Annotated in this window: 16 protein-coding genes; 5 read left to right on the top strand and 11 right to left on the bottom strand. The window is 67.5% G+C overall.

Annotated elements, in window-relative coordinates:
- The first annotated feature begins 97 nt into the window (after nt 1–97).
- The 3 genes from QP029_RS10415 to QP029_RS10405 all read left to right on the top strand — a co-directional run bounded on the left by QP029_RS10415 (nt 98) and on the right by QP029_RS10405 (nt 3,910).
- On the top strand, nt 98–700 hold the full coding sequence (locus QP029_RS10415; RefSeq protein WP_284874236.1) for an MBL fold metallo-hydrolase: 603 nt from the start codon (nt 98–100) through the stop codon (nt 698–700).
- Nucleotides 701–762: 62 nt separating this feature from the next.
- Nucleotides 763–1,674: a DoxX family membrane protein gene (locus tag QP029_RS10410; RefSeq protein ID WP_284874235.1), complete on the top strand. Its 912-nt coding sequence runs from the start codon at nt 763–765 to the stop codon at nt 1,672–1,674.
- Between the two features lie 43 nt (nt 1,675–1,717).
- Nucleotides 1,718–3,910: a HelD family protein gene (locus tag QP029_RS10405; protein ID WP_284874234.1), complete on the top strand. Its 2,193-nt coding sequence runs from the start codon at nt 1,718–1,720 to the stop codon at nt 3,908–3,910.
- 96 nt (nt 3,911–4,006) lie between these two features.
- Here the strand turns inward: QP029_RS10405 and QP029_RS10400 are convergent, their stop codons facing one another.
- From QP029_RS10400 to uvrB, 3 genes are read right to left on the bottom strand one after another with little or no spacing between them, the layout of a single operon-like run.
- A complete protein-coding gene (locus tag QP029_RS10400) occupies nt 4,007–4,450 on the bottom strand; it encodes a universal stress protein (RefSeq protein WP_284874233.1) in 444 nt (147 codons plus the stop codon).
- A 59-nt stretch (nt 4,451–4,509) separates the two neighbouring features.
- A complete protein-coding gene (locus QP029_RS10395) occupies nt 4,510–4,968 on the bottom strand; it encodes a universal stress protein (RefSeq protein ID WP_284874232.1) in 459 nt (152 codons plus the stop codon).
- A gap of 9 nt (nt 4,969–4,977) precedes the next feature.
- On the bottom strand, nt 4,978–7,074 hold the full coding sequence (uvrB, locus tag QP029_RS10390; RefSeq protein WP_284874231.1) for an excinuclease ABC subunit UvrB: 2,097 nt from the start codon (nt 7,072–7,074) through the stop codon (nt 4,978–4,980).
- 185 nt (nt 7,075–7,259) lie between these two features.
- On the opposite strand from uvrB, the gene QP029_RS10385 reads away from it, so the two are divergent.
- A complete protein-coding gene (locus tag QP029_RS10385; protein ID WP_284874230.1) occupies nt 7,260–7,853 on the top strand; it encodes a hypothetical protein in 594 nt (197 codons plus the stop codon).
- Here the strand turns inward: QP029_RS10385 and QP029_RS10380 are convergent.
- From QP029_RS10380 to rpsA, 6 genes are all read right to left on the bottom strand, one after another.
- The gene (locus QP029_RS10380; RefSeq protein WP_284874229.1) at nt 7,850–8,335 is read right to left on the bottom strand and encodes a heme-binding beta-barrel domain-containing protein; all 486 of its coding nucleotides are present in this window, start codon (nt 8,333–8,335) and stop codon (nt 7,850–7,852) included. The two genes, QP029_RS10385 and QP029_RS10380, sit on opposite strands and share 4 nt — an antisense overlap.
- Nucleotides 8,332–8,733, bottom strand: a complete 402-nt coding sequence (locus QP029_RS10375) for a hypothetical protein (RefSeq protein ID WP_284874228.1) — start codon at nt 8,731–8,733, stop codon at nt 8,332–8,334. Before QP029_RS10375 ends, QP029_RS10380 begins: the two co-directional genes overlap by 4 nt.
- Complete coding sequence (locus QP029_RS10370; RefSeq protein ID WP_284874227.1) at nt 8,730–9,089, bottom strand: DUF4259 domain-containing protein; 360 nt, start codon at nt 9,087–9,089, stop codon at nt 8,730–8,732. The genes QP029_RS10375 and QP029_RS10370 overlap by 4 nt, the downstream gene beginning before the upstream one ends.
- Before the next feature lie 9 nt (nt 9,090–9,098).
- Complete coding sequence (gene coaE, locus QP029_RS10365; RefSeq protein WP_284874226.1) at nt 9,099–9,692, bottom strand: dephospho-CoA kinase; 594 nt, start codon at nt 9,690–9,692, stop codon at nt 9,099–9,101.
- Nucleotides 9,693–9,709: 17 nt separating this feature from the next.
- Nucleotides 9,710–11,788 (bottom strand): glucose PTS transporter subunit IIA, encoded by a 2,079-nt coding sequence (locus tag QP029_RS10360; protein ID WP_284874225.1) that lies wholly within the window; start codon nt 11,786–11,788, stop codon nt 9,710–9,712.
- Between the two features lie 558 nt (nt 11,789–12,346).
- Nucleotides 12,347–13,810, bottom strand: a complete 1,464-nt coding sequence (gene rpsA, locus QP029_RS10355) for a 30S ribosomal protein S1 (protein ID WP_284874224.1) — start codon at nt 13,808–13,810, stop codon at nt 12,347–12,349.
- A 210-nt stretch (nt 13,811–14,020) separates the two neighbouring features.
- Here rpsA and QP029_RS10350 point away from each other — a divergent pair, with 210 nt between their 5' ends.
- On the top strand, nt 14,021–14,782 hold the full coding sequence (locus tag QP029_RS10350) for a class I SAM-dependent methyltransferase (protein ID WP_284874223.1): 762 nt from the start codon (nt 14,021–14,023) through the stop codon (nt 14,780–14,782).
- A 429-nt stretch (nt 14,783–15,211) separates the two neighbouring features.
- Here the strand turns inward: QP029_RS10350 and QP029_RS10345 are convergent, their stop codons facing one another.
- Nucleotides 15,212–15,787, bottom strand: coding sequence for a GNAT family N-acetyltransferase (locus QP029_RS10345; RefSeq protein ID WP_284874222.1), 576 nt, complete (start codon nt 15,785–15,787; stop codon nt 15,212–15,214).
- Between the two features lies 1 nt (nt 15,788).
- Nucleotides 15,789–18,392 (bottom strand): DNA polymerase I, encoded by a 2,604-nt coding sequence (polA, locus tag QP029_RS10340; protein WP_284876227.1) that lies wholly within the window; start codon nt 18,390–18,392, stop codon nt 15,789–15,791.
- Between the last annotated feature and the right edge of the window lie 47 nt (nt 18,393–18,439).

Raw genomic sequence — 18,439 nt, 5'->3', positions numbered from 1 at the left:
ACGGTGAAAAAGGCCGGTACGCCCGGCCGGTATCAACTCTCGAACATACCAACGACAACCCCCGACGCGCCACCTCGAGCCCCGCTACCCTGGTGCCATGACCACTGAACTTACCCTGCACCGCACGTCCGTCTCGGAGATGGACAACAACTGCTACCTCCTCGTGGCCGGTAATGAGGCACTGCTCATCGACGCCGCCGACGACGCCCCCGCCCTCCTCGACATGGCGGAGCAGGCCGGCGCGAGGATCACCGCCGTGCTCACCACCCACCGGCACCCCGACCACCACCGGGCGCTGGTGTCGGTCCTGGAGAAGACCGGCGCCACCCACTACGCCTCTTTCCTCGACGCCCCGGCCCTGCCCGCCCCGGTCGACGTCGAGCTCAACCACGGCGACACCCTGGAGTTCGCCGGACACGCCTTCCCCGTCGCCATCCTGCGGGGCCACACCCCGGGCGGCGCGGCCCTGACCGCGGAGATCGACGGCGGGACGCACCTGTTCGTCGGCGACAGCCTCTTCCCTGGTGGCCTGGGCAAGACCACCTCCGAGAGTGACTTCGTCCGGCTGTACAAGGACGTCCACGAGCGGATCTTCGATGTCTACGGTGATGAGGCGATCGTGCACCCCGGACACGGTGGCGACACCACCCTCGGGGCCGAGCGTCCGCACCTCGACGACTGGTGGGAACGTCGCTGGTGACAATTCCTCGCTAAGGTGGACTGAGTACAAACGTCGCATAGAACGCACAGAAGGAGCACCACATGATCCGTAAGATCGCCCGCCCGATGATCGCGTCCGTCTACATCGCCGACGGCGCCGACAGCATCCTCAATTCCCAGGAGCGCGTCGAGCAGGCCGAGTCGCTGCTCAACCGTGTGCGCGCTCTGCTCCCCCGCCAGTACGCCCGCCAGCTGCCGCGCGACCCGGAGACCGTCGTCCGCGCGGTCGGTGGCGCCAAGGTCGGCGCCGGCGCCACCCTGGCCATCGGATTCATGCCGCGTGCCTCGGCCGCCGTGCTCACCGCCGCCGCCGTCCCGACCATGCTGGGCCGCCACGCGTTCTGGGAGACCCAGGACAAGGAGGAGCGCAACGCCCGTCGTTCCGGCTTCCTCACCAACGTCGCCCTGCTCGGCGGCCTGCTCATCACCACCATGGACACCCAGGGCAAGCCGGGTCTGCGCTGGCGCGCCAGCCACGCCGCCGAGACCGCCAACAAGAAGGTCCAGGCCGCGCTGCCCACCAAGTCCGAGACCGAGAAGTTCACGGACAACGCCCGCGACTGGTTCGAGGACGCCTCCGAGAAGGTCACCGGCTACGCCCACCGCGCGCAGGACTACGTCGCCGACAACAAGGATGACTGGCTGAACTCCGCCACGGCCGCCGCCACCACCGCGACCGCCGCCGCCACGGGCGCCGCCTACAAGGTCTCCGACTACGTCGCCGACAACAAGGATGACTGGCTGGCCACCGCCCAGGACAACGCCAAGACCGCCCGCAAGTCCGTGGTCAAGTCCGCCGCCAAGGCCCAGGACCGCGCGGACAAGGCCCTGAAGACCGCGGACAAGAAGTCCGGCCGCGCCGCCAAGAAGGCCGGCAAGACCGCCGACAAGCTGCAGGACCGTGCGGACGCCGCACTGGCCAAGGCACAGAAGAAGATCGGCGACCTGCGCTAGATGCGCTAGGGCTGGTACCTCCGTTCTTCCAGGAGGTACCAGCTTGTCTGACAATCACGACCGGGAGCTGGCGCGCGAGCAGGCCTATGTTGACGGCCTGTTCGCGCGCCTTGATGCTGAGGTGACCCAGGCCAACGAGCGGCTGGCGCAGGTCCAGCTCGAGGTGGACCCCGCGAACCCGGACGCCGACGCCCTCATCCGGCGTGAGACCGAGTACCACGGCCTCAACGAGAAGCTCGACCGCCTCAACCTGGCGCAGCTGGGCCTGGTGTTCGGCCGCATCGACATCGAGATGGAGGAGGGCGAGGAGCCGGAGAACCCGGTGCCCGGGCATCCTGAGCTGGACCGCCGCTACATCGGCCGCATGGGCCTCGATGTCCGCGAGGAAGGCTACCGTACCCTCCTGCTCGACTGGCGCGTCCCCATGGCCCGGCCCTTCTACCTGGCCACCACCGCCCAGCCGGAGGGCGTTCATCTGCGGCGCCACATCCGCACGACCGGCCGGGACGTCACCGGCATCGACGACGAGTACCTCTCCGGCGACCAGGTCGGTGAGAGCCGGGGTGGTGTCGGCGGCGAGTCCGCACTGTTCCAGGCGATCCAGGCCGCCCGCACGGGGCACATGACCTCCATAGTGGAGACGATCCAGCGCGAGCAGGACATCATCATCCGAGACAGCACCCGCGGTGTCATGGTCGTCGAGGGCGGCCCCGGCACCGGCAAGACCGCCGTCGCGCTGCACCGCGTGGCCTACCTCCTCTACACCGCCCGGGAGCAGCTGTCCAAGACCGGCGTGCTCATCGTCGGCCCCAACCCCACCTTCCTCGACTACATCTCCCACGTCCTCCCTGAACTCGGCGAGACCGGCGTCGTCCTGTCCACCCTCGGCGAGCTCTACCCCGGCGTCACCGGCACCGCCCCGGAATCCCTGCTCACCCGGGAGATCAAGGGGTCGGAGGAGATGGTCACCATCCTCACCGAGGCGGTCCGCGCCCACCAGCGCCTGCCCGAGTCCCCCATCCATCTCCCCCACGGCTCGATCACCCTGCGTATCGACGCCCCCATGGTCAAGGCCGCACGCACCCGCGCCCGCCGCTCCCGCCGGCCCCACAACGACGCCCGCGAGGTCTTCGCCGAGCACCTCATCGACCAGCTGGCCCGCCAGTTCGCCGAGCGCATCGGCGCCGACCCCCTCGGCGGCAGCAACCTCCTGTCCGCGGCGGACGTCGACCAGCTGCATGATGACCTGGCGGAAGAGGTGGGCGTCGAGAGGCTCCTCGACGACCTCTGGCCCGAACTTGACCCGCAGGACGTCCTGCGCGGCCTGCTCGAGGACCCCGCCGCCATCGACGTCGCCGCCGGCGCCTACGACGACGAGACCCGGCAGGCCCTCCTGCGCCCCGCCGGATCCGACTGGGCCCCCTCGGACGCCGCGCTCCTCGACGAACTCGCCGTCCTCGTCGGCCTCCCCGACCCCGACACCCTCGCCGCCCGCGCCGACGACGCCTGGCGCGAACAGGTCGCCGAGGCCCAGGAGGCCCTGGACATCCTCACCGGCTCCGCCTCCACCGACACCGACGACGACGGCTTCGACCCCGAGATCCTCTCCGCCCACGACGTCATCGACGCCGAGGCACTCGCCAGCCGCCAGGTCACCCACGACGTGCGCACCACCGCCGAACGCGCCCGCGCCGACCACACCTGGGCCTACGGCCACGTCATCGTCGACGAGGCACAGGAGCTCTCGCCCATGGAATGGCGCATGGTCTTCCGCCGCAGCCCCTCGCGCTGGATGACCCTGGTCGGCGACACCGCCCAGACCGGTTCCCCCGCCGGTGTGGACACCTGGGCCGCCACCCTCGAGCCCTACGTGGGCACCCGCTTCCGCCACCACGAGCTCACCGTCAACTACCGCACCCCCGCCGAGATCATGGCGGTGGCCAACGAGATCCTCGCGGTCATCGACCCAGAAGCCACCCCCGCGGTGGCCATCCGCGAATCCGGCCGGGAGGTGCAGTTCCTCCCCGGCGGTTCACCTGTCCCGACCTTCGACGAGGGCCTGACCCAGGTCATCACCGCCACCAACGTCGCCGACATCAAGGGACTCGAGTTCGACCACGTCATCGTCGTCGAGCCGGCCGAGATCGTCGAGCAGTCCCCGCAGGGCTGGCAGAACCTCTACGTCGCGGTCACGCGGGCGACGCAGACGTTGACCGTGATCGGCGAGATGCCCTGATTCGCCGGGTTTGAGCATCTCCGCCGGGATCAATCCCGGCGGACATACACAAGCGGCCCCCGGGACGTGTCCCGGGGCCGCTGAGGCGTGGAAACCTTACGCCACGGTGTGGACGATCATGACGTCACAGTCGGACTGACGGGCGACGTCGGCCGGGACGGAGCCCAGCAGGCGACCGGTCAGGGAGTTGATGCCACGGTTGCCCACGACGAGCAGGTCGGCGTTGTTGTCGTTGACAATCGCCATGAGGGCCTCGACCGGGGTGCCCGGGCGGACGGCCTTCTCGATCTTGGTCGCACCGGCAGCGCGGGCGGCCTCTTCGCCGGCGTCGAGGTTCTTCTGCGCGGTCTCGTCACCGAGGATGGTGACGGAGTCCTGGCGGAGGGTCTTGGACGCGTCGTCCTTGTTCTCGTAGTAGGCGCATCCGATGATCAGGGTCGCATCGAAGGCGGCGGCGATGCGGGCGGCGCGCTCGACGGCGAGCATGGACGACTTGGAGCCGTCAGTGCCGACGACGATCTTCTGGTAGTTATCGCTCATGGGACCTCTCGGGACCTTTCCTCGGAAGTGTTTGTTGCCGTCATTCTAGCAACGTCTGGCTACTGGGACTCGGAGTCGGCGGTGTTGACGATCATGACGTTGACCGAGGAGCGGCGCACGACCTCGGTGGGGATGCTGCCGAACACGCGGCCGGAGATGGTGTTGACGCCCCGGTTGCCCACGACGAGCAGATCGACACCGGTGCTCTCGACCTCCTTGAGCATGGAGGCGGCGGGGGCGCCGGAGATCTTGCGGGCCTCGATGCGCGGGGCGCCCTCCTCCTCGGCGACCTTGTAGGCGTCGGCGAGGTAGGTGTCGGCGGCGTCCTCCTCGACGATCGGTACGGAGGAGACGTCGCTGTGCGGGGCGTTGAGCAGGGACCCGGAGGCGGCGTACCAGGCGCAGAGGATGACGAGCTGGGCGTCGTAGACGCGGGCGAGGCTGGCGGCGGCGCGGACGGCGGCCAGGGAGGTCTCGGAACCGTCCGTGCCCACGGCGATGGTGTTATAGGAGATCATGGTGCCACCTTACATCCCGGCATCCTTGATCCCGCGGAGTTCCTTGCGCAGCTCGGCGATCTCGTCACGCAGCCGCCCGGCGAGCTCGAACTTGAGGTCTCTGGCCGCCGCGCCCATCTGGGCGGTGAGGTCGTCGATGAGTTTCTGCAGCTGGTCGGCGGGCATGTCGGAGGTGTCGGGACGCGTGACGACGGCCGCGTCTCCCCCCACCCCGGGGGCACCCTCGGCGTTGTTCTCGTAGACCTGGTCGAGGATGTCCGCGATCTTCTTCCGCAACGGCTGCGGGTCGATGCCACGCTCGGTGTTGTAGGCGATCTGCTTCTCCCGGCGGCGTTCGGTCTCCTCGATGGCGTGCTGCATGGAGTCGGTGACCTTGTCCGCGTACATGATGACCTCGCCGGAGACGTTTCGGGCGGCACGGCCGATGGTCTGGATCAGCGAGGTCGACGACCGCAGGAAGCCCTCCTTGTCGGCGTCGAGGATGGCCACGAGTGACACCTCGGGCAGGTCGAGGCCCTCGCGCAGGAGGTTGATGCCCACAAGGACGTCGAACTCGCCGAGGCGCAGCTGGCGCAGCAGCTCGACACGCTGGAGGGTGTCGATGTCCGAGTGGAGGTACCGGACCTTGATGCCGTTCTCCAGGAGGTAGTCGGTGAGGTCCTCGGCCATCTTCTTGGTCAGGGTGGTCACCAGAACGCGTTCGTTCTTCTCGGTACGCCCCTTGATCTCGTGGATGAGGTCGTCGATCTGGCCCTGGGTGGGTTTGACGGTGACCTTGGGATCGACGAGACCGGTCGGGCGGATAACCTGCTCGACGAACTCGCCACCGGCGGCGGCCATCTCGTAGTTGCCCGGGGTCGCCGAGAGGTAGACGGTCTGGCCGACGCGGGCCTCGAACTCCTCCCAGGTCAACGGGCGGTTGTCCATGGCCGACGGCAGGCGGAAGCCGAACTCCACGAGGTTGCGCTTGCGTGACATGTCGCCCTCGAACATGCCGCCGATCTGCGGCACGGTGACATGTGACTCGTCGATGATGGTGAGGAAGTCCTCGGGGAAGTAGTCGATGAGCGTCGCCGGTGCGGTGCCGGCCCCGCGGCCGTCGATGTGGCGGGAGTAGTTCTCGATGCCGGAGCAGAAGCCGACCTGTTCGATCATCTCCAGGTCATACTCGGTGCGCATGCGCAGGCGTTGCGCCTCCAGCAGCTTGCCCCGGTTCTCCAGGTCGGCGAGCCGCTCGGCGAGCTCGGCCTTGATGGCGGCGACAGCCTTCTCCATCCGCTCCGGGCCGGCGACGTAGTGGGTGGCCGGGAAGATGCGGATGTCGTCGACCTGGCGGACGACGTCGCCGGTGAGCGGGTGGATGTAGTAGAGGGCGTCGATCTCGTCGCCGAAGAACTCGACCCGGACGGCCAGTTCCTCGTAGGCGGGGATGATGTCCACGGTGTCGCCCTTGACGCGGAAGGTGCCGCGCTCGAAGGCGACGTCGTTACGCTCGTATTGGATGTCCACCAGCAGCCGGAGGAAGCGGTCGCGTTCCACCTCCTCCCCCACGGCCAGGACGACGGAGCGGTCCAGGTAGGACTGCGGGGTGCCCAGGCCGTAGATGCAGGAGACGGAGGAGACCACGACGACGTCGCGACGCGAGAGCAGCGCCGAGGTGGCGGAGTGCCGCAGCCGCTCCACATCGTCGTTGATGGACGAGTCCTTCTCGATGTACGTGTCCGTCTGCGCGATGTACGCCTCCGGTTGGTAGTAGTCGTAGTAGGAGACGAAGTACTCGACCGCGTTGTTGGGCAGCAGCTGCTTGAGCTCATTGGCCAGCTGAGCGGCCAGCGTCTTGTTCGGCGCCATGACCAGCGTGGGGCGCTGCTGCTGCTCGATCAACCACGCCGCCGTCGCCGACTTACCCGTACCCGTCGCACCGAGCAGCACCACGTCACGCTCGCCCCGGTCGAGACGCTCATCGAGCTCCTTGATCGCCGCGGGCTGGTCGCCGGCCGGCTCGTAGTCCGAGATGACCTCGAACTGGCCGTCGGTGCGCTCGATCTCACCGACGGGCCGGTGCTCGGAATGGGACAGGACGGGGTGCTCAGCTGCAAACGCCATGGGTACAGGGTACGCCGTCCGTCAGTCCAGGTGCTCCCCCCGCCAGTGGCCACCTCTACCGGGAGGCACAGGGTCAACGCAGTCGCGAGGTCAGCGCCGTGTCGGCCACCCGGAAAGACACATCAGACCCTGGCATCGTGTGACCTGCCTCATATAGGGTTCGGGGTGGAAGGAGAGCGACTGACATGAACCGACCGACAATCGCCGCGCTCGCCGCGGTGTCGACCCTGTTCCTGACCGCATGTTCCACCGACAGTTCCGACACTGCCGACTCCGGCGCCTCCTCGGCTGACACGGTGACCGTCACCGAATCCCCCGCCGACAGCCCCGCACAACAGCCGACCACGGTCACCGAGACCGCGCAGGCCACCCTGCCAGAGGACCCCGGAGCCACCGGCGTCGAGGATGAGGTCAACCCCGCCCCCTACGCCTCCAACCTCATCTTCCCCGAACAACCGGGACTGCAGTTCACCGGCCCCGACGGGACCTTCTGCGAGATGTACGGCTCCGCTGGCGAGGGCATCGACGGCCCGGCGGCGATGTGCACCTACCAGGGCCAGGGCGACGAGAACGCCGTGTCCGTCCGTCAGGGCTCCCCGGCGGAGGCTCACAACGTCAACCGCATCTTCATGGCCCACGAGAACACCGTGACGCTGCCGGCCGGTTCCCGCCTGGCCAACGGCCCGGTGACCTGCGAGGTCGCCGAGGGCGACGTCATGGTCCACTGCTTATTCGATGGCAGCGGTTTCTACGTCAGCCAGTCAGGCGTGACCCTCTAATAGGACTGTTCTCCGTCGACCCGCTGCAGCACGCTCGTGAGATGCCGCTGCAGCGGCTCGCCGACGGCGGCCATGTCGAAGGTCGTCGTCAACGTCTCGCCGGCAAGGTCGACGGTGTATGTACGGATCGTCGCGTCGACCTGTTTGGCGCTGCGTGAGTTGACCACGGCCGAGTCCTCGAAGACGAGGACCGCTCCCCCGTCACCGTCCTCGACGTGCCCGTGCAGCAGCTCGGTCTGGCCGGTCGGCTGGGCGAGCACGAACTCGAGCTGGCCGTCAGCCGGACTACGGAGGAAGCCGACCTCGGTGTGCATCGGGGTGCCTTCCGGACTCATCGTCTTCTGCTCGTAACGGAGGAAAGGCTTGCCCGGGATCGCGGTGAACGTGATCGTCTCGGTGTAGGTGAAGGCGTCGATGGTCGGGTAGTCGCCGCGGCCTTCACCCCGCCAGGTTCCGAGGAGGTAGGAATGGTCGTCGATCATGCTCGCTCCTCGGGGGCGGGGATGGGGGCGCCGTCGGGCTGGCCCATGGCTCGGCGGGCGTCGCGCATGAGGTGGAGTCCCTCGAGGGCGATGTCGCGGGCGGTGCGGGCCTGGGCGGGGCTGGTGGCGTCGCCGAGGTGGGTGGTGGCGGCAGTGAGTCGGGCGGAGGCCTGACCCACCAGATCGGTGGAGTGGGCGTCCGTACCGGAGGTGGACAGCACCTCGGTGCCCAGGCGGTCGATCCAGCGGCGGGCCTCTGCCCGTGCGTCATCGGTGCGCGTCAGTTCGGCCTGTTCCCGGCCGACCTGGGTGCGGTGGTTCTGCCGGAAGATCACCACGAAACTCACCGCGACGAGCACGAAGACGGCGAGGACGAGGACGGGGATCAGGCCGCTCATGACAGATCAACCCAGGACTTCGCCTTCCATTCGTCGAACTGGTCGGAGTCCGACCACAACTCATGGAGTTCGGAGACGGAGGAGTCGAGCAGCACCGCGTCGAGTGACTGCCGCAGCTTCTCCTGGAATTCGGGCGTGCGCAGCGGTGCCAGCTGCTCGTCGGTGACCCCCTCGGGGCGCCCGCTGCCGGCGACGAGGTGGGCGGCGGCGATGATCATCGCGCCCTGGTCCGCCTCGATGTAGGTCTCGGTGGGGTCGGGCAGGATCATGTCCAGGTCAAGGTCGCCGTCGCGCAGATCCTCGAGCAGCTCAGCGGCGTCGTCGTTGTCGAATGGTCCGGTGTTCCAGGTTCCCATGGGGCAATCCTAGCGACGAATCTTCTCGACGACCGCCGCCACCTGATCCGCCAGCCCTTCCACGGGCCCGTTGTTGTCGATGACCTCGTCGGCCGCCGCCAATCGGACGTCGTCGGCGACCTGCGCATCCATGCGCCGCAGTGCGTCCTCCTCGCTCAGCCCGCGGCTGTCCACGAGGCGTCGCAGCCGCGTCTGCTTATCGACGTCCACCACCACCACGAGGTCCATTCCCTCATGCAGGCCGTTGTCCACGAGCAGGGGCATGTCATAGATCACCGCGGGCTCCCCCGCCGCCTCCGCAGCCGCGAACTGGCGTGCCGTCTCCGCCTGGATGCGGGGATGGGTGATCGAGTTGAGCAGCGCGGTGCGTTCGGGGTCCACGAAGGCGCGGGCGGCCAGTTCCCCCCGGTTGAGGCTGCCGTCCGGGTGGAGGATGTCAGCACCGAAGGCCTGTGCCAGCTCGGTCAGCGCCGGCTGGCCCGGCTCAACGATCTGCCTGGCGATGAGGTCGGCGTCGATGACGGGGAAGCCGTGGGAACGAAAGAGATCGGCAACGGTGGTCTTACCGCTGCCGATCCCGCCGGTGAGTCCGATGCGCAGCATGGACCCGAGTCTAGCTTTTACTCATCCTTGGCCATGATGGTGATGATGTGGTCGCCGATCGCGGCGTCGCGTCCGGTGTGACCCTCGACGGAGCCGAACTTCTTCGTGTTGACCACCAGCACTGGGGTGATCGGCGAGTAGCCGGCCTCGGTGATCTTCGCGGTGTCGAAGCGGATGAGCGGATCACCGGCGGTGACGCGCTGCTTCTTCTCCACGAGCACCTCGAAACCGTCGCCGGCCATCTGGACGGTGTCGATGCCGATGTGGATGAGCAGTTCCACACCGCTGTCCAGGCGCAGACCAACGGCGTGGCCGGACTTCTGCACCGTGAGAATGGTGCCGTCGGCAGGGGCGACGACGGTGTCACCGGTGGGCTCGATACCCACGCCCTGGCCGAGGGCTCCGCCGGCGAAGGCGGCGTCCGGGACATCGGCCAGCGGAATGATCCGGCCGGCCAGCGGGGCAGCGACCTCGGTCACCGTGCCGGGCACGAGCGCCGGCTTGGTCTCCGCGGAGGTCGGGGCCGGGCGGTCCGCGACCGCGGTGGCGGCACCGGCGGTGGCGGCGGTGCCGGCTCCGGCACCACCGGCGAGGACGGCGGCGGGGGTGGACCCGGCGGCGTCGATACGCCCGGACTCGATCGCGGTCTCATCCTCACGCTCGGCGGCGAGCTGGGCACGGACCTGATCGCGCTCCTCCCTGCCGCGGTAGTCGAAGAACACCACCAGCAGCATCGAGGTGAAGAACGCGGCGGCGATACCGATGGTGTAGCCGAGCCACGGATCCATCGCCGGGATGGTGAGCAGCGAGGTGAACACGAAGGCGTAGGCCTTGACGTCGAAGATGCCCATGACCACGCCGCCGACGAAACAACCCGGCAGCAGGCGCATGTAGGTCTTCTTGAACCGCAGGAGCACGCCGTAGAGGCTCGGCTCCGAGATACCGCCCAGCAAGCCGGCCATCATGCCGCCGAGGGAGACCTGGCGCATCGCCTTGTTACGTTCCTTGAGCGAGAGAATCATGACGCCGGTGACCACGCCGAAGCAGGCGAAGTTCCACGCACCCATGGGGCCCTGGATGAAGTCGTAGCCCAGGGTCGCGATGTTCTGGATCATGATCGCGTTGAGCGGCCAGTGCAGACCCAGCGGCACGAGGAAGGGGTACAGCATCGGCACCGCGATGGCGAGGATGAACGGCGAGAGATCGTTGAGCCAGAACAGGAAGTCGGAGATGCCGTTACCCACGCCGATACCGAACGGGCCGAGCAGGAACGCCGTCGCCGGGATCATGATGAGCAGCGAGAAGAACGGCACGAACACCATCTGCACCGCCGACGGGATGATCTTCTTGAGCAGCTTCTCCACCCAGAACAGACCGATCGCGGCGATGAGCGGCGGGAACACCTGACCGGCGTAGTCGTTGAGGACCATCGGCAGACCGAACACGGTGACCGTGTCGCCGGCCTCACCGAGCGTCAGGAACTCCGGGGTGAGCAGGGCGGCCGGGATGGCCGCACCGACCCACTCGTTCGCGCCGAGCTTCCGGGCCGCCGTCGCGCCGACCATGATCGGCAGGAAGTAGAACACCGAGCGCCACATGGCGTGCAGGAACACGTACGTGTCCGGCTGCTCCTCCATCGGGGCGCGGAAGTCCTGCAGGCCGAAGGTGTCCGCGAGGACGAGGAGGGTGATGATGAGTGACGCACCCAGCAGCGCCCACAGGATCGGGCGGAACGTGTCGGAGAGGAACTCGAAGCAGTAGTCGATCCACGAGTGCTTCGAGCGGACGCCGCCGTACTCCTTCTTCTGCCGGTTCTCCCCGTCATCGTCTGCCGCGCCGGCCATGCCCGGCTCCTTCATGATGGCGCCGTAGTACTCCGCGACACCACCACCCATGACCACCTGGACACCGGTGGAACCCTGCTTGACCACGCCGAGGACGGCCGGATCGGACTCCAGGGCAGCGACATCCACCTCATCCTGGTTGTGTACCTGAAAACGCAGCCGTGTTGCGCAGTGCGTCAACGAGGAGATGTTCTCCGCCCCGCCGATCTGCTCAATGATGTGCTGCGACGTCGTCGTTGTCTTTGACGCCATGTTAAGAAGTTCCTCTCGGAATCAGTAGCTGCACCATTGGCCGGACCCAGCAGCCTGTCATGACCACCTCTGCGCCTGCGCGCTGATCGGGCCGTGTGATTCTGTCTGGTCTTTTCCGGTTACTCGGTATTGGTCACAATCTTAGGTGGTCTGATGTTGATTTCACAAGGACATGCCGGGGATGTGGCCGGGGAGGTCATAACCGGTGCGTGGCGACGTGGTGAGGTTGGCAGGACTGCAGCACGGAATGCGCTCACCCTCGCTTGTTCGGCGGGCCAACCGTGCTGCATGTCCCGAAGCAGTGCCACGCCGCGCCGCAATGTACACGGATGCGCCCGGAACGGGGTCTTCCGGGGCCTCAACTGTGTGCACTGCGGCGAGGTGCCCTGGAGAGGCGGGGAGTGCAGCACGGCCCAGGCTCGAACGAGGCGGCCGGACCGTGCTCCCATCCCCACACGACACCGACTCCGGGAATCAGTTCAGCCCCACCTCCCGAAGGAGATGGGGCTGAACCCGGAACCGTCAACCACCCGGAGGTGGCGTCGGGATCAGGTGACCTTAGTTGCCGGCCAGCTTCTCACGCAGAGCAGCGAGCTGCTCGTCGGAAGCCAGGGAACCACCGGTGGTCTCGACCGGAGCCTCGGAGGACACCGGAGCAGCGTCCTCGGACTCGGAGGAGTAGTTGGTGGCAGCCTGCTCGGCAGCCTCGGCGGCAGCGGCACGGTGACGCTCGATCTGAGCGGTGTGCAGCTGGAAGCGACGCTCGGACTCGGCGTAGCGGGCCTCCCATGCCTGGCGCTGCTCGTCGAAGCCCTCGAGCCACTCGTTGGTCTCGGCGTCGAAGCCCTCAGGGAAGATGTAGTTGCCCTGCTCGTCGTAGGAGTCGGCCATGCCGTACTTGGACGGGTCGAACTCGTCGGAGTAGTCCTCGTCGGCCTGCTTGAGGGACAGGGAGATACGGCGACGCTCGAGGTCGATGTCGATGACCTTGACCATGGCCTCTTCGCCGACGGTGACAACCTGGTCCGGAACCTCCACGTGGCGCTGGGCCAGCTCGGAGATGTGGACGAGGCCCTCGATGCCCTCTTCGACGCGGACGAAGGCGCCGAACGGGACGAGCTTGGTGACCTTGCCCGGGACGATCTGGCCCACGGCGTGGGTGCGGGCGAAGACGCGCCACGGGTCCTCCTGGGTCGCCTTCAGCGACAGGGAGACGCGCTCGCGGTCGAGATCGACGTCGAGAACCTCGACGGTGACCTCGTCACCCACGGTGACGACCTCGGACGGGTGGTCGATGTGCTTCCAGGACAGCTCGGAGACGTGCACCAGGCCGTCGACACCGCCGAGATCGACGAAGGCGCCGAAGTTGACGATGGAGGACACGACGCCCTTCCGGACCTGGCCCTTCTGGAGCTGGTGCAGGAACTCGGAGCGGACCTCGGACTGGGTCTGCTCGAGCCATGCGCGGCGGGACAGGACCACGTTGTTGCGGTGCTTGTCCAGCTCGATGATCTTGGCCTCGAGCTCCTGACCGATGTACGGGTCCAGGTCGCGGACGCGGCGCATCTCGACGAGGGAGGCGGGCAGGAAGCCACGCAGGCCGATGTCGAGGATGAGGCCACCCTTGACGACCTCGATGACGGTACCGGTGACCGGCTCCTCGTTCTCCTGCAGCTTCTCGATCGCACCCCAGGCACGCTCGTACTGAGCACGCTTCTTGGAGAGGATCAGACGGCCTTCCTTGTCCTCCTTGGTGAGGACCAGCGCGTCGATCTGGTCGCCGACTTCGACGACCTCGTCCGGGTCGACATCGTGCTTGATGGACAGCTCGCGGGACGGGATGACGCCCTCGGTCTTGTATCCGATGTCGAGAAGAACCTCGTCGCGGTCAACCTTGACGACGGTGCCCTCGACGATGTCACCATCGTTGAAGTACTTGATCGTGGCGTCGACTGCTGCGAGGAAATCCTCAGCGGTGCCAATGTCGTTGATGGCAACCTGAGGGGTAGTGGTGTTGGGCATGAATTCAGTTGCTCCGAGTTGGATAGGAGATAGAAAGTGGACAGGAACGTGTCTCTCGGAATACCGACCGTGAGGTGCGGTTTCGATCTCACTCCGGGGTCGAGCGGGCCCTCCCATTACGACCCGGCACGCCACGCAGCTACGACACGCCCCTAACACAGTAGTCCGTTCGCGCAGGTCCGGCAAATACCGACACGAAGGAAATCCCAGGTGACCACATCAGAACCATCCGCCACTCCCCTGGCCGGCCAGGCGGCGTCCGCCAACCGCGCGTGGTGGGACTCGGATGCTGAACGCTACCACGCTGATCACGCCGCCTACCTGGACGGATTCCACTGGTGCCCGGAGATGCTCGCCGAGTCGGATGCCCGCCTCCTCGGCGACGTCACGGGCCTGGAGGTCCTCGAACTCGGCTGCGGTTCCGCACCCTGCTCCTCGTGGCTGGCCCGCGACGGCGTCGGTTTCGTCACCGGCTTCGACATCTCGCGGGAGATGCTTCGTCGCGCCGACGGCCGCGTCCCCCTGACCCAGGCCGATGCCCAGGCGCTGCCCTACCGCGACGCCTCCTTCGACGTCGTCTTCTCGGTCTTCGGCGCGCTCCCCTTCGTGCCCGATGTGACAGCGGTGCTTGTCGACGTCGCCCGGGTCCTCCGCCCCGGCGGCCGCCTGGTGTTCGCCGTCAACCACCCCATCCGGTGGATCTTCCCCGACGACCCGGAGGCCTTCGAGGCACAGATCAGCTACTTCGAGCGTGAGTACGTGGAACGAGACGACGACGGCACGGTGACCTACACCGAGTTCCACCGCACCTTCGGCGACTGGGTCCGGGCCCTGGATGACGCCGGATTCCACCTGCGCGATCTTGTCGAACCGGAGTGGCCAGACCAGCTCACGGAGAACTGGGGGCAGTGGTCGCCCCAGCGGGGTCGGATCTTTCCCGGCTCGGCGATCTTCCTGACCGAGAAACGATAGTGTGGTGGACAGCACACCACCCGTAAGGCAAGAAGAATGAACCGGCTCCATCACCGACGGCACCATCCGTTGTGACTGCAGCCTCCCCGCGCCACCGGCCAGGTCACCCATTCCGATCCACCGCGTGCCCTGGTCAACACGCGGAACTGGCCGGGTCTGCCGGGTTCCTTCATCACCTGGAAGGTCGGCGAGGGCAACGTCCGACTCAGCCACGAGGGGCTGCTCGGCGAGGAGGCCGTCGACTACGCCCTCGGCTGGCACCTCATCCTCGACGAGCTCGAGGACGTGGAATCTGATCCTGCCCAGCTCCGCGAGTACTACGCCGGCCTGTGACGAACTGGCTCGTCGACTCCAGCCCGGCGGTGGCCGCCTCCCGCCCCGCACCGGAGGTGGCGGGGCTGGGGGACGCGGGCGTCGAGAAGCTGCAGGTCAGCTGCTCATTGCGGTGAAGACGGGACCGCCGGCGCCGAGTGGGAAGGACTTGACCGGGGAGAATCCGAGTCGGCTGTAGTAGTTGATCAGGGAGGCCGAGCATTCGAGGTAGGCGTCTCCCGGGAAGTGCTCGATCCCGTCCTTGACCAGGGCACGGCCGATGCCCCCTCCCTGGGCGGGCGGGGACACGGCGAGCCAGCCGAGGACCGGGGGGTGAGTGTCCGGGCGGGAACGGTGGACGCTGCGGTCCGCACGCCACCCGCGGTACAGGGTGCGGGCGATGGAGACCGGGCCCAGGAGGCGGAGCGCGGCGCGGGCGACGGGCAGCCAGGCACGCTGCGGCAGCGATGGCTCACTGCCGTCCAGCCAGACGGCCACGCCGAGGATCTGCCCGTCCTGTTCGTGGACGCGGACTTCACCGTTGAGCATCTCGACGCTGAAGTAGGCGGCGAGGACGTCGCGTCGGGTGGTGGCGTCGGGAAGGGCCCAGACGAAGAGTTCGTGCTCGGTGAACGCGTCGGCGAGCACCGCGGCGACGGCCGTTCGGTCCGCCGGAGACATTGAACGGATCATGTCAGTGTGCCGCCTCGTCCCAGTTCTTTCCGGCGCCCGCGGAGACCTCCAGCGGGACGCGTAGTGTGATGGCCTCGTCCATTTCGCGTTCCACAATGTCACGGACCTGCTCCAGCTCGCCCGGGGCGATCTCGACGACGAGTTCATCGTGCACCTGGAGCAGCACGCGGGAACGCACGCCCGCGGCGGCCAGGGCGTGGTCGACGCGGATCATGGCGACCTTGATGATGTCCGCCGCCGTGCCCTGGATCGGCGCGTTGAGAGCTGCCCGCTCGGCGTTCTCGCGGGCCACCCGGTTGTCGGAGGTCAACTCCGGCAGGTAGCGGCGCCGGCCGAAGACGGTGGAGGTGTAGCCGTCCTGACGGGCCTTGTCCACCACCTCGGCGAGGTAGCGCTGCACGCCGCCGAAGCGCTCGAAGTAGCTCTCCATGATGGCCTTCGCCTCACCGGCGGGAATGTCCAGCTGCTGGGACAGGCCGAAGGCGGACAGTCCGTAGACCAGGCCGTAGGACATCGCCTTGACGCGGCGGCGCAGTTCGGGGGTGACCTGGTCGATGGGGACGTTGAACACTCGGGAGCCGACGTAGTTGTGCAGGTCCTCACCCTCGAGGTAGGCCTCGGTGAGCCCGGCGTCCTCGGACAGGTGGGCCATGACACGCATCTCGATCTGGGAGTAGTCGGCGGTGAGCAGGCACTCGTACCCCTCGCCGACGACGAAGGCGGAACGGATCTTCCGGCCCGCCGGGGTGCGCACGGGGATGTTCTGCAGGTTCGGGTCGGTGGAACTGAGCCGGCCCGTGGAGGCGACGGTCTGGTTGAAGGTGGTGTGGATCCGCCCGTCCGGCTGGACGGACTTGATCAGCCCCTCCAGGGTGGTCTTCATCTTCTGGTACTCGCGGTGCGCGAGCAGGTGGTCGAGGAACGGGTGCGGGTGCTTGACCGCCAGCTGCTCGATCTCCTTGGCGGCGGTGGAGTAGCCGGTCTTGGTCTTCTTCGTCTTCGGCATGCCGAAGGTCTCGAACAGCACGACCTGCAGCTGCTTCGGGCTCGACAAATTGAGGTTCTGGTCACCGGCCAGCTCACGGGCGGCGGCCTCCTCCTCCGTGACCTGGTCGATGAAGGTGGCCAGCTGGTCCTCGAGGGTGTCCACGTCGACGGCGATGCCGGTGGCCTCCATCCGCGCGAGGATCCGGGCCAGCGGCAGCTCAAGGTCGTGGTAGAGCTCGAAGGAGTGGATCTGCTGCAGTTGGACGGTCAGTTCCTCGGCGAGTTCGAGGACTGCGACGGCGGAATCCACCAGCGAGGTGTCCCCCATGAGCGAGAGCTGTCCGTCCGGCTCGGCGAGCTGACGCTGCAGGTGCCGCTGGTAGACGTCCTTGAGGTCGTAGGTGCGCTGCCCGGGGCGCAGCAGGTATGCGGCGATGGCGGTGTCGTGGGCCACCCCGGTCAGGTCCATGCCCCGGCCGGCGAGCATGTGGAACGTCGCCTTGGACCCGTGGAGGTACTTCGGGTCCCCGGACGCCAGCCAGGCGGCCAGCGCCTGCTCGTCCCCGGGGTCCAGTTCGCCGAGCTCGGCGGTCACGGCGTGCCGCTGCTTGTCGACGATCGCCAGCGCCGACGCGTCCCCCTGGTTCGGCGTGCCCGTCCCCGTGACGAACAGCGCCATGCCCTCGCCACTGCGCTCCGCGAGCCAGTCGGCGAGCGGGACGTCGTCGACGACCACGTCCGTGAGTTCCACCGAGTCCTCGGCGACATGCCCCTCGGTGGGCACGACGGCAAGCACCCGTTCGCGCAGGTTCGCACCGAACTGGAGATCATCGAATCGCTTCGACACCTCCGCCACATCGGCCGGGGACAGCTCGAGCTGGTCCGGACCGACGGGCAGTTCCATGTCGGTGAGCATGTGGGTGAGCGTCCGGTTGAGCTTCACCTGGTCGATGCGCTCGCGGAAGTTCTCCCCCGCCTTGCCCTTGATCTCGTCGGCGTGGGCGAGCAGGTTGTCCAGCGTGCCGTACTGCTGGATCCACTTCGTGGCGGTCTTCTCCCCCACCCCGGGGATGTTGGGCAGGTTGTCGGAAGGGTCACCCCGCAGCGCCGCGAAATCCGGGTACTGCTCCGGAGTCAGGCCGTACTTCTCCTCCACCGCCGCCGGGGTGAAGCGGTGCAGGGTGGACACCCCACGCATGGGGTAGAGCACCGTCGTCCGCGGATCCACCAGCTGAAGGTAGTCCCGGTCGCCGGTGATGATGACCGTCTCGTAGTCCAGCTGCTTCGCCGCCGTGGTCAGCGTGGCCAGGATGTCGTCGGCCTCGTAGTTCTCCATGCTCAGCGTGGTGATGCCGAGCGTGTTCAGCACCTCCTGGAGAATCCCCACCTGGCCCTTGAACTCCTCCGGGGCGGCCTCACGCTGGGCCTTGTACTCCGGGAACATGTCCGTGCGGAAGGTCTTGCGGCCCACGTCGAAGGCGACGGCGACCTTGTCCGGCTTCTCCTCGGCGAGGATGTTCGCCAGCATGGACAGGAAGCCGTAGACGGCGTTGGTGTGCTGGCCGCCGGTGGTAGAGAAGTTCTCCGCCGGCAGCGCGTAGAAGGCACGGAACGCCATCGAGTGGCCGTCGATGAGCAGGAGTCGGTTGTTCTCAGTCACGCCCC

Origin of the sequence: Corynebacterium suedekumii (assembly GCF_030252185.1) — a bacterium.
Classification (GTDB): Bacteria; Actinomycetota; Actinomycetes; order Mycobacteriales; family Mycobacteriaceae; genus Corynebacterium; species Corynebacterium suedekumii.
Note: the sequence above shows the minus strand (reverse complement) of the source record. Positions and strands in the feature narration are given on the sequence as shown.

Coding starts and splice junctions, on each gene's coding strand:
- QP029_RS10385 (WP_284874230.1), top strand. CDS start 7,260: ATGAACCGACCGACAATCGCCGCGCTCGCCGCGGTGTCGACCCTGTTC.
- QP029_RS10370 (WP_284874227.1), bottom strand. CDS start 9,089: ATGGGAACCTGGAACACCGGACCATTCGACAACGACGACGCCGCTGAG.
- rpsA (WP_284874224.1), bottom strand. CDS start 13,810: ATGCCCAACACCACTACCCCTCAGGTTGCCATCAACGACATTGGCACC.
- coaE (WP_284874226.1), bottom strand. CDS start 9,692: ATGCTGCGCATCGGACTCACCGGCGGGATCGGCAGCGGTAAGACCACC.
- QP029_RS10375 (WP_284874228.1), bottom strand. CDS start 8,733: ATGAGCGGCCTGATCCCCGTCCTCGTCCTCGCCGTCTTCGTGCTCGTC.
- polA (WP_284876227.1), bottom strand. CDS start 18,392: ATGGCGTTCCGTGCCTTCTACGCGCTGCCGGCGGAGAACTTCTCTACC.
- QP029_RS10395 (WP_284874232.1), bottom strand. CDS start 4,968: ATGATCTCCTATAACACCATCGCCGTGGGCACGGACGGTTCCGAGACC.
- QP029_RS10415 (WP_284874236.1), top strand. CDS start 98: ATGACCACTGAACTTACCCTGCACCGCACGTCCGTCTCGGAGATGGAC.
- QP029_RS10345 (WP_284874222.1), bottom strand. CDS start 15,787: ATGATCCGTTCAATGTCTCCGGCGGACCGAACGGCCGTCGCCGCGGTG.
- QP029_RS10400 (WP_284874233.1), bottom strand. CDS start 4,450: ATGAGCGATAACTACCAGAAGATCGTCGTCGGCACTGACGGCTCCAAG.
- uvrB (WP_284874231.1), bottom strand. CDS start 7,074: ATGGCGTTTGCAGCTGAGCACCCCGTCCTGTCCCATTCCGAGCACCGG.
- QP029_RS10360 (WP_284874225.1), bottom strand. CDS start 11,788: ATGGCGTCAAAGACAACGACGACGTCGCAGCACATCATTGAGCAGATC.
- QP029_RS10380 (WP_284874229.1), bottom strand. CDS start 8,335: ATGATCGACGACCATTCCTACCTCCTCGGAACCTGGCGGGGTGAAGGC.
- QP029_RS10410 (WP_284874235.1), top strand. CDS start 763: ATGATCCGTAAGATCGCCCGCCCGATGATCGCGTCCGTCTACATCGCC.